Genomic DNA, 16,461 nt, shown 5'->3' with positions numbered 1-16,461 from the left:
AAAATTCAAAAATAGAAAAGGAGTGATACTATGAGCGATTGTATATTTTGTAAGATAGTAAAAGGCGAGATTCCTTCAAAAAAGGTTTATGAAACAGATAAGGTTTACTCTTTTCATGACATTAATCCCGAGGCACCGGTACATGTGCTGATAGTTCCTAAACAACATATATCTTCACATAACGAACTTTCTGAAGATAATGTTGACGTAATGAAGGATATTCATCTGGCTGCCAATGAAATTGCGAAAAAGCTCGGTATTTCCGACAGCGGATACAGATTAATCAATAATTGCGGAGCAGATGCAGGACAAACTGTTTTCCACTTACATTATCATCTTGTGGGGGGCGCAGCAATGGGTTCGAAAATACTGTAACATTGTTTTTTTGTAAATAAGTCGTTATTATTTGTATCTTTTATGAAATATATATTGACACATTTTTGAAAATTAATATATAATATAGTGTGTGCTGTATTTAGCTTAATTCCCTACAGTATGTGATAAGGTACTACGGCTTATTTCCCGGCACAATTGTTACCATCGGAGGGAGGGAAGTGTGTGTCTGAAGTAAGAGTTAAAGAGAATGAGTCTTTGGATAGTGCTCTCAAAAGGTTTAAGAGATCTTGTGCTAAATCAGGTGTTTTGGCTGAGGTTAGAAAGAGAGAACATTATGAGAAGCCTAGCGTAAAGAGAAAAAAGAAATCTGAAGCAGCAAGAAAAAGAAAATTTAAATAATTTATCTTGTGACAATAGTAAGACTATAGGAGATATTTATTATGTCACTAAAAGAATTGCTTGTTCAAGACTTGAAAAAAGCCATGAAGGATGGCGATAATGTCTCAAAGACAGCTGTTCAGATGGCTAGATCAGCAGTGCTTCAGGTTGAAAAGGACACTAGGGTTACCCTTGACGATGATGGTATAGTTGAGATTATTGCTAAAGAAGTTAAAAAAAGAACGGATACTTTGCCTGACTTTGAAAGAAGCAACAGACAGGATCTTATAGATAATCTTAAAGCAGAAATTGAAGTTTTGAAAAAATATTTACCACAGCAGTTGAGTGAAGGTGAGATAGAGGAAATTGTAAAAGAAGCTATTTCTTCTACCGGAGCTACATCGGCTAAGGAAATCGGAAAGGTAATGCAGGCAGTAATGCCTAAGACCAGAGGCAAGGCTGACGGTAAATTAGTTAACCAAATTGTAAAAAAGTTATTAGAATAAGAAAGAGTCCGGTATATACCGGACTCTTTCTTGCGTATGCTTATAAAATCTATTGAAAAACTTGAGCCTGCTTATTATAATTATTTGTAGCCAAAAGGAGAAGTAGCTTATATGTCAATTGAAATTGAAAAAAAGTTTCTTGTAAAAAGTGATGAATACAAGACTTGTGCAAAGCCGGTTTTATTCAGACAGGGGTACTTAAGTACGTCTGCCGGAAGAACTGTGAGGGTAAGAAGATATAACGACAAGGGGTTTATTACCGTAAAAGGGAAGACAAATTATTGCAGCAGATTAGAATACGAGTATGGCATTCCAACTGAGGATGCTGACAATATGCTTGATAATTTGTGTGTACAGCCTATAATAGAAAAGGTAAGGTATTTTATGGTATATAAGGGTAATGAATGGGTTGTAGATGAATTCCTTGGAGCTAATGAGGGTCTTGTAGTAGCTGAAATTGAACTAAATAATGAGACGGATTGTTTTGATAAACCGGACTGGCTTGGAGAAGAAATAACTTCAGATGTCAGATATTATAACTCAAACCTTGTCAATAATCCCTATAACGCCTGGTAAGCAGGTTAATGTTTTTATGAAAAGAGATTACAAATGGAATGCAGAAAATATTGCGGGGCCTGCTGTATTGCTCCATCAATATCATCGTCTATACCGGGTATGCCAAAAGGTAAGCCTGCGGGAGTAAGATGCGTCCAGTTGAATAGTGACAATAGCTGTAGGCTTTTTGGACTGCCGGAAAGGCCTAAAGTATGTTCAAGCCTAAAGCCTTCAAAGGAAATGTGCGGAGAATCCCGGCAGTTTGCTTTGGAATATCTGTACAAGCTTGAAGAACTAACAAAATCAGGAGGAATAAATATGGGAAAAATATTGGTATTTATGTATAACGATATGGCGGATTTTGAAATAACATATGCTACACACCTGTTGGGACATGAATTATCAAAAGAGATAGTTCCGTGTGCATATGAAAAAAATACTATTAAGAGTAAAGGTGGTTTGCTATTTACACCGATAATCACAGTTGCCAAAGCAAAAGCAGATGATTATGAAGGTTTTTTGATTCCCGGAGGCTGGAATCCTGTTGTAAAGACAGAAATCCTTGATTTGATAAAAGCTTTTTATACAAGTGGAAAACTCGTTGCAGCTATTTGTGCAGGCCCCAGATATCTTGCAAAGGCGGGCATATTAGATGATGTGAAATATACTACTTCAATAGTTGAATGGACACAAGCCAGAAGAGAAGCATTTAATAACGAGGATGATCCTTTTCCAAGGGAAAACTTTATCGACACCAGAGTAGTAAGGGATAAAAATGTAATAACTTCAAAAGGAATATCCTTTGTTGATTTTGCTATTGAAATAGCCGATTATTTCGGTATGTTTAAAGAGGCTGATGATAAGGAAGCTTTTTATGATATGATTACCGGCAAATAGATTTGTTACAGTGTAAAAAAATAAATGAATTGAGGCAATTTAACTAATGAATACACAAAAAACTGTTCTTGTAACAGGTGCTTCAAGAGGAATAGGCTATGCCATAGCTAAGAAGTTTGCCCAAAACGGATTTAACGTTGCTATAAACTATAATGTTAACAGGACAGCAGCTGAAAGCCTGGAAAGAGAGTTAGCTTCACTGCAGTGCAGAGTAATGACTGTAAAAGCGGATGTGAGCAGTCAGGAACAGGTTCTCTACATGATAGAAAGTGTTAATTCACACTTAGGTAATATAGATATACTGGTCAATAATGCCGGAATAGCGGGGCAAAGCTTATTTACTGACATTACAACAGAAGAATGGGACAGAATGTTTGATATTAATGTCAAAGGGATGTTTCACTGCTGTAAAGCCGTACTTCCGCAAATGATAAGGAATAAATGGGGGAAAATAGTTAATATATCCTCTATTTGGGGATTGACAGGTGCGTCATGCGAGGTGCATTATTCTGCTTCAAAAGCGGCGATTATAGGCTTGACACGTGCATTGGCAAAGGAAGTAGGCCCGTCTAATATACAGGTTAACTGTGTTGCACCCGGTGTAATTGATACAGATATGAACTCAGAACTTGATGACCAAACCTTGGACGAGCTGAAGGAACAAACACCATTGGGCATAATTGGAACAGGTAATGATATTGCAGAAACAGTTTACTTCCTGACATCAGATAACGCCAAGTTTATAACTGGGCAGGTAATAAGCCCAAACGGCGGGTTCTTAATTTAACTAAATGTTAAAGAAATTTATTATTACAAATTACTCTTGAATTTATACAATGCTAAGTATATACTAGCTAGTGTCTGTTTTGTTAGTGATTGACACAAATTTATTACATATAAAAATTTTATGCTGCCTTGGCGGCTTGGAGGATAATAAATGGGAAATTCTTCAGGAGTCAAAACTTTTTTTGAATATCTTCCGGAGAGTATTAAGTTTCACAAATTAAAAAAAGAAGGGCTGGCACGGTTCATATTTGTGCTTGTCCTTTTTTGCCAATTGTTAGGTAAATATGCATTATACAAATATACCCAAATGTTCCCTATAGAGGAAATTGAGAAGATTTATAATAATTTAACATCGCTCTCTTCAAAATCGTCCGCAGATATATATCAACCGTCCATACATATTTTGTATGCTTTTTTAGTGGCACTTGGAATATCTCTTTTGGCCAAGCTGGTTTCAAATTTGTTCCTGTCGGTTTATATGTATTCTTATTTATCGGAACAAAGAGGTAAAGAAAGCGGATTTAGGGCAAGCTTTTCAGGTGCTTTTAAGCACATGGGCCGGATTATAGCTTACAATGTCATTTTTGGACTTATTGTAATGTTTGGCTCAATGTTTTTTGTTATTCCCGGTATAATAGCTTACGTAATGTTTGTTTTTGGTTATTGCTATGTTTTGGATCTCAAATTGACGGTGGCGGATGCAATGACTGCCAGCAGTGAGACTACAAAGGGCAAGAAAGCTCAGATTGCAGGCGTTCTTGTAGCTTATTTTGCAATATTTAAGTTACCGATATTTCTTTTAGTTGAAAACTCTATGGCAGGTGTGCTTATTGGTGCTTTTTTGACAACAATATCCAGCATGATTCTGCAACGCTTTATTATTAAAATTTATATGGATTTGGAATATAAGGTAGAAGTAACCCATAGGTAATAGAACTGTCACACTTATATTTACACTCAATATTTATAGCATAATTCATACTAATGTTCTTTGATGGGGGATTATTTTCCATGGTTTTCAAATTAAAAAGACCGAGGCTTTATGGTGATGTTTCAGATGACAATTATGAGCTGAGCCGTAGACGTTTTATACTTGAGGGCTGCCTTTCCAACGGTGTCTATACCCTCACGGCAGGTGCGTTTTTGGCTGGGTATGCAAAATTTTTAGGGGCATCAGATCAGATTATAGGTCTTATTGCGGCTATGCCCCTGTTGGCAAATATTCTACAGATGTTCAGTCCAATATTTTTGGAGAAACTTACCAGCAGAAAGAGCTTGATTGTTACTACCTGCTTTTTTTATAGGTCATTACTCGGATTGATGATAATTATTCCCCTTATAACACAGAATACGTCTGCCAGACTGCTTTTACTGGGAGGTATGTATTTTACCTCATATCTGATTTTCAGCTTTTCTAATCCGGCAGGGGGAAGTTGGATTATCAGTCTGGTTCCGGAGCGATACAGAGGCAGGTATTTCGGTCTAAGGGATACCTTCATAATTTCATCGGCTGCTGTTCTGTCACTATCCATGGGTAGAATTCTTGATATATTCAAATTATCCGGCAAAGAATCTATGGGATTTATTCTTGTTTTTTCAATTGTATTGGTTATAGTTGTAATGAATATTTATGTACTTAGAAAGATTAAAGAACCTGAAATAGTGCCTATCAGACAGAACGTAAATATTAAGAGTCTTTTTACGCTGCCTCTGAAAAATAAGCAGTTCCGCTCGGTTATCTTATTAAATACAGCATGGAGCTTTGCAGCGCAGATTGCACTGCCTTTCTTTTCTGTTTACATGGTAACAGGCCTGAAACTGTCTTATACCTTTATAATGTTTGCGAATATTTTGCTATCCGTAGTACAGGCTTCTACAGCTAAGTTTTGGGGGAAACTGGCTGATAAATTCAGCTGGGAGGTCACTACTGTTGCTTCCATAGGTATGTTAGGCTTGTGCCACCTGACTTGGGCTTTTGTGACCAAAGAAATCTGCTATTTAATTATACCGTTTATTCAGATAGTAGCTGGAGCCGGATGGTCAGGTGTTAACATGTCCTTGTTTAACATTCAGTTCAAGCATGCACCACAGGAAGGGCGTACAATATTCGTAGGATTTAATGCTGCAGCATCAGGATTGGCAGGATTTGTAAGCGCATTATTGGGTGCGTTTCTCGTCGGAGCCTTGAGTAATATAAAACTTGATATAGGCATAACGGTACTCAACAACATGCTGATACTATTCGGATTATCAGGTATATTTATAATTTTGTGTGCAGTATTTTTTACCTATAAATTCAAGACCGGTGGCGTAAAAAAAGAGAATGGATAATAGTTTTATATGTATTTTAAAAATAATGTTACAGGTACTTGACAGTAGATAAAAATATATGGATAATAGTAGTACAAATGACGGATTAGCTCAGTTGGTCAGAGTACTACCTTGACATGGTAGGGGTCACTGGTTCGAGCCCAGTATTCGTCACCAGAACTGCTTGGTATATACAAGCAGTTTTTTTTGTGTTAAATCTTGTCTATCCGGCATATGAATTATTGAAGGACATTGTCCCTAAAAAAATGAGAAGAGAGAGAACTATGCTGGATAACATACTGATTTTACTACTTAGTCTTGGAATAATTCTAACAGGATGCGAGTTGTTTACAAATGGAATTGAGTGGTTGGGTAAAAAACTAGGGCTTGGAGACGGGGTTGTGGGGAGTATCTTTTCTGCTGTAGGAACCTGTCTGCCTGAAACACTGATTCCTGTAATTGCTTTGCTTTTTTCAAATCAGAAGGACTCTGTGGATATAGGAATCGGCGCTATTGTTGGCGCTCCTTTCATGTTAGCGACTCTTGCATTCTTTATTACAGGTTTAAGTGTAATAATATTTTCAGGCAGACGACAGACAGGAATGAACTTAAGTACCAATTTGGATATCCTTGGGAGAGACATTTCATTTTTTGTAATTGTTTATACATCTGCTATTTCCGTGTCATTTTTCTCAGTAGGCTTTGTAAAGAATATAACTGCAATTTTTCTGATAGCAGCGTATGTCTATTACGTATTTAAAACTGTCAACAGTGACAAGGCGAGCAATGGAGAAATTGACGAGCTCATATTTTCAAAGACTTTCAAATTAAATGAAAATATCCCGGTTATTGTGGCTCAGATTGCTCTTGCTCTTTTCTCAATAATTCTAGGTGCTGAAATGTTTGTTGGGAATATTGAAGTTATATCAGGGACACTAGGCATTTCAACACTTGCCCTGTCAATTATAATTACACCTGTTGCAACAGAACTTCCGGAAAAATTTAACAGTGTTATTTGGATAAGCAAAAACAAGGATACACTTTCCCTTGGAAACATTTCCGGGGCAATGGTCTTCCAAAGCTGTATACCGGTTTCTATAGGCATAATCACAACAGACTGGAAGCTTGATATAATAACCTTAGTAAGCTCTCTGCTGGCACTGGCTTCAACTCTTGTTACATATATATGGATAAAAGTTAAAAGGAGTTTAACACCCTTGCCACTTCTCACCGGAGGGATATTTTATGCCTTGTTTATTGTATTTTTGATACTCAGGGGATTTAAATAATTCTACATAATATTCTCCAGAGAAAAACTCTCTTTTTTAGGAATATGCTTAATGTATGCTTTCAAAGCTTCCAACTCTGCCAAAGCAGAGGGATAGTCCTTGCACTCAACATATTTTCTGGTTTTTATATATGAATTATCAATATTATCAATCTCAAAATGGTCTAAAAGGATAGCCCAACCGGGCTTTGTTCTATCCCAATCAGTTGCAAAAGCATCCAGAAGTTTTTCTGCTGAGTCCCATTGTTTAGCTTGTATTAATAAACCCGCAGAGTCCACAGCTTTTTGGAGTTTTTCGCAGGAGCGATTCAGATAAAATAGAGTCAGAACTCCTGAAATGATTATAACCAAAACTAAACTTACAACCACAGTTACTGTTTTTGTGTTGTTTGACATATCAATTAGCTCCTTTTAGTTTTTTCTTTTTCCTGACAGAACAACTGACCATCTGAACCAACGCATGCATAAAAAACATCTTTAGTACTTTTTATATTAAGCTTTTTTAATTCATTTTCCAACTTGGCTTTGCTGAATTTGGAAAATTTAAGATTTTTTTCTATAAGGTCTCCGTCAATAATTATTTCAACGGATGGTGCTTCATATTTACCTGTAATATTGAGGTCTTCACAGGTTGGTTTTGATTTTCCGGCTTTGGGTATGACACTAATCTGACCGTTGGTTTCCAGTATTGCATATTCCACGTCTGCAATATTATATATATCCTTATTTCTCAGTTGCTCTAACAGGTCGTTTAGGGTATACAGTTCTTGCCTGAAAACCTGTTCCATTATTTTGCCACCTGAAATAAGAATACTTGGACGTCCGCAGATAATGGTTCTGGCTTTTGTACTTTTAAGTGATATGAAGGATATCAGTATTTGTGCAGCCAACATGGTAAGTATGGGTATAATTCCATTAACCAGAGGTATACCTGTGTTTTGCATTGGTACTGAGGCAAGCTCTGAAATCATGATTGCAACGGCCAGCTCAAAAGGCTGCAGCTGTCCAATTTGCCTTTTTCCCATAATCCTCATTGCAATGATTACGATGATATAAAGTATCAGGGTTCTTATAAAAACAACAAGCAATTAAATACCTCTTTTCATATGTGTTTTATTATAAACTTATTATTTTTATTAGCTTAAAAAAAATACATTATTTTTATTAGTAAAAAATGTTTTAAATTTGAAGTAATATTAAGATAATAAATGATAATCCGCAAAATTTAGCTCTATTTGGTTTGGTGAAGTTATTTTTTTTATATTTAATCATTTTTTGCGGATTAATAAAATAATTAAATAATGATATAATTGTTTGGTATTCTTTACTATGGGGCATTATGTATGGCATAGAAACACCATACCTATGATGCTCATTATTTTTATCTGGATTTTTATAGGAGGAAATCATGCAGGTAGTTATAATAGGATGTGGGAAGGTTGGAGCAAAGTTTGCACAAGTTCTTTCTGAGGAAGGAAATGAAATTGTAATTGTTTCAAATGATCCAAAATCTTTCAAGAATCTTCCGCCTGACTTTGACGGAGTGACTTTGACAGGAGTGCCTATTGATCAGGATGTTTTAAAAATGGCAGGCATAGAAAATGCTGATGTTTTGGTGGCAGTAACGGAAGACGATAATGTAAACATCATGGTTTGTCAGGTTGCAAAAGAAATATTCAAGGTACCTAAGGTTATTGCCAGAATTTATAATCCTGCACGTGAACATGTATTCCATCAATTTGGTCTGGAAACTATTTGTCCCACGGATATTACTGTAAATGTAATGAGGGCTATGCTGGAATCAAATGCTGATGTCAGTACTCATAATATCGGGAATACCTCTGTATTATTCAAGCATGTAAAATTAGCGGATGGTTATATAGGCAAAAGGATTGAGCAGGTTAAGCTTAAACAGAGTATGATATTTGGTGTTATGCGCTCGGGAGAATTTTTACTGGCTAATGCCGCAGGCCGATTAGTTAAAGGTGACATATTGGTTGTAGCAGATACTACTCATAAGAATTATAAGGAGACAAACTAAATGTATATAGTAATTGCCGGTGGAGGAAAAGTTGGATTTTATCTGATAAAAACCCTATTGCCGTATAAACATAAAATATCAGTTATTGAAAAGCAGAATGAGCTTTGTGAAAAGATTGCAAATCAGTTAAATGTTTGTGTAGTAAACGGAGACGGAACTAATATTGAGCATTTGACTGAATGCAATGTAGAGAAGGCGGATATATTTATTGCAGTTACGGGAAAGGATGAAGAAAACCTCATTGCATGTCAGCTTGCAAAAAGAAATTTTGGAATCAAGCGTACCATAGCGAGAGTAAATAACCCAAAAAACATTACTGTTTTTGAAAAGCTCGGTGTAGATATTGCTGTCAGCAGTACTTCAATAATTGCTGACTTAATTGAACAGGAAGTTGACTATTCGGGAATGAAAACTCTTATGAAACTGAAAAACGGCAAAATTTCTCTAAGTGAGATATTGCTCTCTTCCACTTCCCCGGTAAAAAACAAAAGACTCAAGGAAATAAATATTCCAAGGGAATGTGTTCTAATTTCAGTTATAAGAGAAGAGAATGTAATAATACCAAACGGTGATACCCTCTTAATGGAGGGAGATCATATACTGGCTGCGTCATCCATAGAGGATCAACAGGAATTAAAGGACTTTTTCCTGGGATAATAATTTTTATTGCATATTATTGATTTCATATGTTAGAATTGTAAAAAGAATATGAAAACAGCTATGATTAATTACAGTAACTGTCTGCAACGTACTTATAGAGAACAGTCTGGTGGGTGAAAAGACTGGAGTGCGCAGGTAAGTGAATTACAGATTATGAGCTGCTACTGCCGGGTTTGCCCGTTACAGCATCAATAAGACATTTTTGATAATTGTTATATCATAAGTGTGAATTAAGGTGGTACCACGAAGCTCTTCGTCCTTATACAGGACAAAGGGCTTTTATTTATATATTTTTAATAAGAAAAATAAGGAGTGGATAAAGTGAGCAGTGTTTTTGATGTATTAAAGGAAAGAGGATTTATTGCACAGATTACCCATGAGGAAGAAGTAAAAAAGCTTTTAAGTGAAGAAAAGGTCACTTTCTATATAGGCTTTGATCCAACAGCAGACAGTCTGCACATCGGACACTTTTTACAGTTGATGGTTATGGCTCATATGCAGCAGGCCGGACATGTACCTATAGTTCTTATAGGTGGGGGTACAGCTATGGTTGGAGACCCTACGGGTAAGAATGATATGAGAAAAATGATGACCAGAGAAATTGTTAAACACAATGCTGACAGTTTCAAAACTCAGATATCCAAGTTTATTGATTTTTCTGATAACAAGGCAATTATGGTTGACAATGGCGATTGGCTTATGGATTTAAATTATGTTCAGTTCCTTAGAGAAGTGGGAGTACATTTTTCTGTAAACAGAATGCTTACTGCTGAATGTTTTAAGTCAAGAATGGAAAAGGGCTTGACCTTCCTTGAATTTAACTACATGCTTATGCAAAGTTACGATTTTCTTGTTTTAAACGATAAATACGGCTGTAAGATGGAGTTGGGCGGAGATGATCAGTGGTCTAATATTCTTGGAGGAATCAACCTTGTAAGAAAGTCAGAGGGTAGGGATGTTTACGGAATGACCTTTAAACTTCTAACTACAAGTGAAGGTAAGAAGATGGGTAAAACTGAGAATGGTGCGGTTTGGTTGGATCCTGAAAAGACTACTCCATACGAATTTTACCAGTACTGGAGAAATATAGCTGACAATGATGTTGAGAATTGTCTTGCACTTATGACCTTCCTTCCTATGGATGAGGTAAGAAGACTTGGTGCATTGAAAGATGCCGGGATAAACGAGGCGAAAGCAGTTTTGGCTTATGAGGTTACAAAAATCGTACACGGTGAAGAAGAGGCTAAAAAAGCCAAAGAAGCCGCAGAAGCAATATTCGGGGGGAAAGGTAAATCAGACAGCATACCGTTTGTTGAAGTGAAGTCAGCTGATATTGAGGCCGGTATAAAAATAATTGATTTGCTGATGATTGCCGGGCTTACTCCTTCAAAGAGTGAGGCAAGGAGAGCTGTTCAGCAGGGTGGGGTACTCCTGAATGACGAAAAGATAACTGCTTTTGATTACACAGTTGGTACAACTGACCTTGTTAACGGTGAAATGATGCTTCAGAAGGGTAAGAAGAGCTTTGTAAAGGTAAAGCTTGTATAGTATAGACCAATTAAAAAAACGTTTGAATAAGTTTCAAATAAACTTATTCAAACGTTTTTTTATCCTACAAGTATCTTGGCTTCAGGATAAACAATGTCTGAAGTTCTTTTAGAGGACTTAAGGGTCAATGCTATAGCAAAGGATAAAGGACCGACTCTACCCAAAAACATAGTTAAAATAATGAGGACTTTACTGGCAGTATTTAGTAAGGGTGTAGGGCCAAGAGATAACCCTACTGTACCAAAAGCAGAAGTTGTCTCATAGAGTATGTCCAGTACATGAAAATTGCTTTGGAGTGTGACAATGACAGTGGTAATTATTACAACCAGAATAGCACTCAGCCCGGTTATTGAAAGAGCCTTGTTTACTGTATACTGGTGCAGTTTTCTCTTAAAGAGAACTATATCTCCGGAGCCTTTAATTTGTGATATAACAGCAATCATAACGGCACCAAAGGTAGTGACCTTTATACCACCTCCTGTTGAGCCGGGAGCAGCACCTACAAACATAAGGAAAACTGTGAAGACTTTTGATATTTCTTTCATATCTGCAAGGCTAATTGAATTAAAGCCAGCAGTTCTGGCGGCTGTCGATTGAAAGAAGGCTGCGTTAATTTTCTCAAAAAAGCTCATAGGTCCAAGTGTTTTGATATTGCTATATTCGTTTGCAAAGAAAAATAATGTACCGAATACCAAAAGTATAGCAGTTATTACAAGCACCAGTTTTGTATGAAAAAGGAGTGCTTTGTTTTTTCTGAACTCATACAAATCTCTCCAAACTGTAAATCCAAGCCCTCCAAGTATTACTAAACCTGAAATAGTATATATTACTATAGGGTCGTTGTTAAAAGGCGTAATACTGAGGAATTCGCCGTTAATGGCGCCGCTTGTTATGTCAAAGCCGGCATTACAGAAAGCGGAGATAGAGTGAAAAACACTCATATAAAAGCCAAAGGCACCGAACTTTGGCACAAAACTAATAGCCAATAATATTGCCCCAATAGTTTCAACCAAAAGTGTAGTAGTTACAATTCTTCTGACAAGTCTAAGAACTTCATCGTACCTAAAGGTATTAACGGATTCCTGAGCAATAAGCATCCCTCGTAACCCTACTTTTTTCTTTAATAACAGTGAAAAAAAGGTCGCCAGAGTAATAATCCCTAATGCTCCTACTTGAATCAAGGTTAGTATTATTATTTGACCGGCAGTTGACCAGTAAGTATAGGTATCGTAAAGAACCAGACCCGTTATACATGATGCCGAGGTAGAGGTAAACAGAGCATTCATAAAAGGTGTCCATTCTCCCGACCTGCTGGAAAACGGCATGGACAAAAGCACGGCCCCTGTAAGTATCAAAACAGCGAAGCTTAAAACCAAAAGCTTTGATGGAGCAATGTTTAAAAGACGATGTTCCTTAGTTTTTAATTTTACTTTATTCATTTAGTTAGTACCCTTTAATTATTTTTATATTATGTCTAATTATATAGACTACCATATATTGCTTATTATTTCAAATATCATCGTTAGTCAGAACTATTTATGTTTATACAATTATTATTAATTAAGAATATGATATTTATATTTGTATAAAATAACATTTGAATTCAACTTCTTTAAGTTGAATAATTTTACAAAATAAAAGGGAGGATTGACATGCCACTTACAAGTAAAGAGTTAATGCTGATTCAGGATAATATCAGTATGTGTGAAAACAACATAAAGTATTTACAAGGCTGTGCACAGCTGGCAAATGACAGTCAGGTAAAGAATCTTTGTAACCAATTAGCCAGTGAAGAAAAGAATGGTTTACAGCTTTTGATGAAGCACATAAACACAGCAGGTCAACAATAGGAGGTGTAGAATATGGCAGAGTTAACTGATAAGGAAATAATGGCATCAATATTAAATGAAAGAAAGCTTGCTGCATCATCTTTAACAAATTTGATTCTGGAAAGCTCCAATCCGACTCTTAGAAACGATGCAAAGAGTATATTGACCAGAACTTTTGACGAACAGAAACATGTTTTTGACATTATGTCCCAAAAAGGCTGGTATTCCGTTCAGAATGCAAACCAGCAGGAGATTTCACAAGCACAGCAAAAGGTTAAGGGTATTGAATCCCAGATGGGGTAATATTACGGTACAAGGCAGGCAGCAGCCTGCCTTGTACCGTAATATAAACATGAGTAACAATTTATTCACATACGCATAAACTGATATTGCAGGGATAGGGGTTTATATATCTGTATTTTAATTTTTTATATAGGGCTATTATAAGCTTCATATATTTCGAGATAAAATTTATTATAATTAACTTTAAAATAGGAGTGAAAAAAAGTGACATTACAAATTTTAACAATGTCCCGGAATGACGGAGGTGTTTTTTATTATGAGCAAAATAATAGTCACGGGAGGTAAAAAATTAAAAGGTGAAATAGAAATTGAGGGTGCAAAAAATGCTGTTTTACCAATATTGGCTGCTACAATTCTTAACCGTGGCGAGAATGTAATCAAGAATTGTCCAATGTTTAAGGATGTGGAAGTTATAATTGAAATCTTAAGGACTATCGGTTGCAAAGTTAAAGTAGAAGATAACGTTGTGACTGTAGATTCATCAACATTATCTTCTACAGAGGTTCCTGAATCTCTTGCGGCAGAAATGAGATCATCAATAATATTTATGGGTCCTATACTGGCAAGAGAGGGAAAAGTGACTATAAGCTATCCGGGTGAGTGTGTTACTTTGGATTCAAGTAATTTAAGCTGACTTATCATTTTTCTGAATTGTATAGCTTTTCTAACTTTATTTACTACCACCATTTTGTTAAGCTTATTGATTGGTTTTGGAATAAAATCATAAATATCGTAATTCAACACTTTTTCAATTTCATCCATTTCAATATTGGATGCTATTATTACCGGTATTTCCTTATAAGAATTCGTTTTACAGAATTCCTCAAGAAAACCAAACCCGTCTAAAACCGGCATTACCAAATCAAGTATTATTACGTCAACGTTTCTGTTTTCTACCATATCCAGAGCTTCCCGTCCATTAAGGACTGAAACTATATTAACACGTTCTTTGTAGAGATAATTTCTTAGTATTGCATTGTCCAGGATATTATCATCAGTTACAAGAATAGTACTAATCATAGAATACTCCTTCTTATGTATATTTATTTTGATTCCAGTACAGTATTCGATATAGAATACAAAAAACCTTCATCAAAATAAAAGCTTGTAAATATTATACAAAATGATGAATTTAAAGTTACATTTTAGTTGTACATTATTATGGTATAATTGTTATTAAATAATATGAAGGCTTGCAATATTATGGGCTATTGGATACAATGGCATTTCAGATCTATAAAAAAAGTAAGGATCTAAAATATGGAAAAAATAAATGAAAACAACTTGTTGCAAAAGGCACGCAACGGGGACGTAGGGGCATTTGAAGAGCTTACGACTGAATACTATTCAAAAGTCTACAGTATCTGCTACAGGATGCTCAATAACACCGAAGATGCATATGAACAGGCTCAGGAGACATTTATAAAGGCTTTCAAGTACATAAAAGACTTTAAGGGAAATTGCGCCATATCAACGTGGCTTTACAGAATTGCAACCAATGTATGTCTGGACTTTATTAGAAAACACAAGAATAAGAAAGTAATCTCCATAGAGCAAAACACTTTTGAAGATTTACAGCTAAAAGACAGTTTGGTTTCAGAAAATCCGGGGCCTGAAAAAGTGGCAGAGACCAACGCTCAGAAACAGGCCATTAAAGAAGCCATGGATAAAATGAATGAAAAAAACCGATTGGTTATAATACTCCGTGATTTTATGGGACTCAGCTATGACGAAATATCGGACACCATGAAAGTTCCCGTAGGCACTGTGAAATCAAGAATCAATAGGGCCAGAAATGAATTAAGAGAATTATTATGCAAGGATAAGGAACATTTATTTACCGATTACGTCAAATAAGTTGAAAGGAGGGAATAGAAATGGATTTTTGTAAGGAATCAGATTATTATGTATCTTTATATATTGATGACATGCTGGAAGAGGCAATAAAAGAAGAATTTGAAAATCATCTGAATGAATGTGGTAAATGTTCTCAAAAGGTCAAAGAAGCTTTGGCTTTGGTGGAATTGTGCAGAGAAAGCGACGATATAATGCTGCCGCAGAATTTTTCATCTTCCCTCCATGACAGACTTGTAGAAGTTGCAGATAAGCAAAAACAAAATAAAGGTAAATTGTTTATATATAATAAAAAGTTAATTGCGGGGTTGTCAACGGCTGCTGTACTGGTATTAACTTTATTGGCATACAGCCTGCTTCCTCATACAAATTTAAATCGTAAGAATGATAGTATCTCGTCTGGTACAACTGCTTTTACCTCAACCGAGGATAGTGTTAAGGATGCTGCAAAGAATTCAGCGGCAGCCTCAAAGGAGGAAGCTGTACAAAACCCTAATTCCCAAGAGAGTAGTAATGAAAGCCATTTGTCCTCAGACAAAATGCCAGCTGCCAAAGGCAGTGGTGCATTAAAAGATTACCCGAAAAAGAGGGTTTTTGAGGAAAAAGGTGAAAATAAAGTTGTATCAAAGTCAAGCCAAAGTATCCAAGAAGCGGATGAAAAATTAAAAGATTCAAAAGAATCTATATTCAGAACAAAAACTGCCGCCGCTCCTATGGAGTATTATTCAAATACGGCTGAAGTGATTTTGAATACGGATACTAAGGATAAAGAAAATAAAGACGAGGCTTTAAAGGGGCTAATGTCAGAGTTGGGAGGCAAAGAACTGATTGCTGACGACAAAACTATAGCTATTATGGCTAATAGTAGTTATAGTGATTATGTCATTCCCTTAGAATCATTTACTAAAATACAGCAGTTGGCTAATGATAAATATAATCTGGACATTAGCATAAAGATACCCGTTACAAAAGAAAATATTACAGAGAAATATAAAGAACTTGAAAAACAGAGGAATGTGGTGAGCCAAAAAATCAGCGATATGGAAGTAAAAGGTAACAACACAGTAACTCTTGAAAAAGAAAGAGACGATTTATCGCAAAAGATGGATGAGATTGTAAAGAATAGTGGTATGATAACGGTAAGAATATCTTTTGCAGATAAATAATTAA

21 protein-coding genes, 1 tRNA gene and 1 other annotated feature are annotated in these 16,461 nt (G+C 35.9%); of the genes, 18 read left to right on the top strand and 4 right to left on the bottom strand.

Annotated features, from left to right (window positions below; genetic code table 11):
* The first annotated feature begins 30 nt into the window (after nucleotides 1-30).
* From P0092_RS14045 to P0092_RS14000, 10 genes are all read left to right on the top strand, one after another.
* Complete coding sequence (locus P0092_RS14045; protein ID WP_004622094.1) at nucleotides 31-375, top strand: histidine triad nucleotide-binding protein; 345 nt, start codon at nucleotides 31-33, stop codon at nucleotides 373-375.
* 183 nt (nucleotides 376-558) lie between these two features.
* A complete protein-coding gene (rpsU, locus tag P0092_RS14040; protein ID WP_004622093.1) occupies nucleotides 559-735 on the top strand; it encodes a 30S ribosomal protein S21 in 177 nt (58 codons plus the stop codon).
* Between the two features lie 41 nt (nucleotides 736-776).
* The gene (locus tag P0092_RS14035) at nucleotides 777-1,220 is read left to right on the top strand and encodes a GatB/YqeY domain-containing protein (protein ID WP_004622092.1); all 444 of its coding nucleotides are present in this window, start codon (nucleotides 777-779) and stop codon (nucleotides 1,218-1,220) included.
* 111 nt (nucleotides 1,221-1,331) lie between these two features.
* Nucleotides 1,332-1,796: a CYTH domain-containing protein gene (locus P0092_RS14030; protein WP_004622091.1), complete on the top strand. Its 465-nt coding sequence runs from the start codon at nucleotides 1,332-1,334 to the stop codon at nucleotides 1,794-1,796.
* Nucleotides 1,797-1,829: 33 nt separating this feature from the next.
* Nucleotides 1,830-2,672 (top strand): DJ-1/PfpI family protein, encoded by an 843-nt coding sequence (locus tag P0092_RS14025; RefSeq protein WP_004622090.1) that lies wholly within the window; start codon nucleotides 1,830-1,832, stop codon nucleotides 2,670-2,672.
* A gap of 46 nt (nucleotides 2,673-2,718) precedes the next feature.
* Entirely contained in the window at nucleotides 2,719-3,459 is a 741-nt protein-coding gene (ymfI, locus tag P0092_RS14020; RefSeq protein ID WP_004622089.1) for an elongation factor P 5-aminopentanone reductase, read from the top strand.
* Between the two features lie 150 nt (nucleotides 3,460-3,609).
* Nucleotides 3,610-4,389: a hypothetical protein gene (locus tag P0092_RS14015; RefSeq protein ID WP_004622088.1), complete on the top strand. Its 780-nt coding sequence runs from the start codon at nucleotides 3,610-3,612 to the stop codon at nucleotides 4,387-4,389.
* 80 nt (nucleotides 4,390-4,469) lie between these two features.
* A complete protein-coding gene (locus tag P0092_RS14010; protein WP_004622087.1) occupies nucleotides 4,470-5,789 on the top strand; it encodes an MFS transporter in 1,320 nt (439 codons plus the stop codon).
* A gap of 79 nt (nucleotides 5,790-5,868) precedes the next feature.
* Nucleotides 5,869-5,945, top strand: a tRNA-Val gene (locus tag P0092_RS14005).
* A gap of 107 nt (nucleotides 5,946-6,052) precedes the next feature.
* Nucleotides 6,053-7,057, top strand: coding sequence for a sodium:calcium antiporter (locus tag P0092_RS14000; RefSeq protein ID WP_040759421.1), 1,005 nt, complete (start codon nucleotides 6,053-6,055; stop codon nucleotides 7,055-7,057).
* 2 nt (nucleotides 7,058-7,059) lie between these two features.
* Here the strand turns inward: P0092_RS14000 and P0092_RS13995 are convergent, their stop codons facing one another.
* Nucleotides 7,060-7,452, bottom strand: coding sequence for a DUF4363 family protein (locus P0092_RS13995; protein ID WP_004622085.1), 393 nt, complete (start codon nucleotides 7,450-7,452; stop codon nucleotides 7,060-7,062).
* Nucleotides 7,453-7,457: 5 nt separating this feature from the next.
* Nucleotides 7,458-8,144: a DUF421 domain-containing protein gene (locus P0092_RS13990; protein WP_004622084.1), complete on the bottom strand. Its 687-nt coding sequence runs from the start codon at nucleotides 8,142-8,144 to the stop codon at nucleotides 7,458-7,460.
* A 320-nt stretch (nucleotides 8,145-8,464) separates the two neighbouring features.
* Here P0092_RS13990 and P0092_RS13985 point away from each other — a divergent pair, with 320 nt between their 5' ends.
* The 3 genes from P0092_RS13985 to tyrS all read left to right on the top strand — a co-directional run bounded on the left by P0092_RS13985 (nucleotide 8,465) and on the right by tyrS (nucleotide 11,305).
* On the top strand, nucleotides 8,465-9,097 hold the full coding sequence (locus tag P0092_RS13985; protein ID WP_004622083.1) for a potassium channel family protein: 633 nt from the start codon (nucleotides 8,465-8,467) through the stop codon (nucleotides 9,095-9,097).
* Nucleotides 9,098-9,754, top strand: coding sequence for a potassium channel family protein (locus P0092_RS13980; RefSeq protein WP_004622082.1), 657 nt, complete (start codon nucleotides 9,098-9,100; stop codon nucleotides 9,752-9,754).
* Between the two features lie 54 nt (nucleotides 9,755-9,808).
* Nucleotides 9,809-10,021, top strand: a binding site (T-box leader).
* Nucleotides 10,022-10,078: 57 nt separating this feature from the next.
* Nucleotides 10,079-11,305: a tyrosine--tRNA ligase gene (gene tyrS / locus P0092_RS13975; protein WP_004622081.1), complete on the top strand. Its 1,227-nt coding sequence runs from the start codon at nucleotides 10,079-10,081 to the stop codon at nucleotides 11,303-11,305.
* 59 nt (nucleotides 11,306-11,364) lie between these two features.
* Here the strand turns inward: tyrS and P0092_RS13970 are convergent, their stop codons facing one another.
* Complete coding sequence (locus tag P0092_RS13970) at nucleotides 11,365-12,744, bottom strand: TrkH family potassium uptake protein (protein ID WP_004622079.1); 1,380 nt, start codon at nucleotides 12,742-12,744, stop codon at nucleotides 11,365-11,367.
* A gap of 213 nt (nucleotides 12,745-12,957) precedes the next feature.
* Between P0092_RS13970 and P0092_RS13965 the strand changes: the two genes are divergently transcribed.
* From P0092_RS13965 to P0092_RS13955, 3 genes are all read left to right on the top strand, one after another.
* Complete coding sequence (locus P0092_RS13965; protein WP_004622077.1) at nucleotides 12,958-13,155, top strand: hypothetical protein; 198 nt, start codon at nucleotides 12,958-12,960, stop codon at nucleotides 13,153-13,155.
* A gap of 12 nt (nucleotides 13,156-13,167) precedes the next feature.
* Nucleotides 13,168-13,437 carry a spore coat protein gene (locus P0092_RS13960; RefSeq protein WP_004622075.1) on the top strand — a complete coding sequence of 90 codons (270 nt, stop codon included), beginning with the start codon at nucleotides 13,168-13,170 and terminating at the stop codon, nucleotides 13,435-13,437.
* Nucleotides 13,438-13,693: 256 nt separating this feature from the next.
* Nucleotides 13,694-14,071, top strand: a complete 378-nt coding sequence (locus P0092_RS13955; RefSeq protein ID WP_004622072.1) for a UDP-N-acetylglucosamine 1-carboxyvinyltransferase — start codon at nucleotides 13,694-13,696, stop codon at nucleotides 14,069-14,071.
* Here P0092_RS13955 and P0092_RS13950 read toward each other — a convergent pair.
* Nucleotides 14,026-14,457 (bottom strand): response regulator, encoded by a 432-nt coding sequence (locus P0092_RS13950; protein ID WP_004622071.1) that lies wholly within the window; start codon nucleotides 14,455-14,457, stop codon nucleotides 14,026-14,028. The two genes, P0092_RS13955 and P0092_RS13950, sit on opposite strands and share 46 nt — an antisense overlap.
* 240 nt (nucleotides 14,458-14,697) lie before the next feature.
* Here P0092_RS13950 and P0092_RS13945 point away from each other — a divergent pair, with 240 nt between their 5' ends.
* Nucleotides 14,698-15,294 carry an RNA polymerase sigma factor gene (locus P0092_RS13945; RefSeq protein WP_004622068.1) on the top strand — a complete coding sequence of 199 codons (597 nt, stop codon included), beginning with the start codon at nucleotides 14,698-14,700 and terminating at the stop codon, nucleotides 15,292-15,294.
* Nucleotides 15,295-15,314: 20 nt separating this feature from the next.
* Complete coding sequence (locus P0092_RS13940) at nucleotides 15,315-16,457, top strand: anti-sigma factor family protein (protein ID WP_004622066.1); 1,143 nt, start codon at nucleotides 15,315-15,317, stop codon at nucleotides 16,455-16,457.
* Nucleotides 16,458-16,461 lie beyond the last annotated feature (4 nt).

This window comes from Ruminiclostridium papyrosolvens DSM 2782 (assembly GCF_029318685.1).
Taxonomy (GTDB): Bacteria; Bacillota; Clostridia; order Acetivibrionales; family DSM-1351; genus Ruminiclostridium; species Ruminiclostridium papyrosolvens.
The sequence above is the reverse complement of the archived record's forward strand: the minus strand, read 5'-3'. Positions and strand labels throughout refer to the sequence as shown.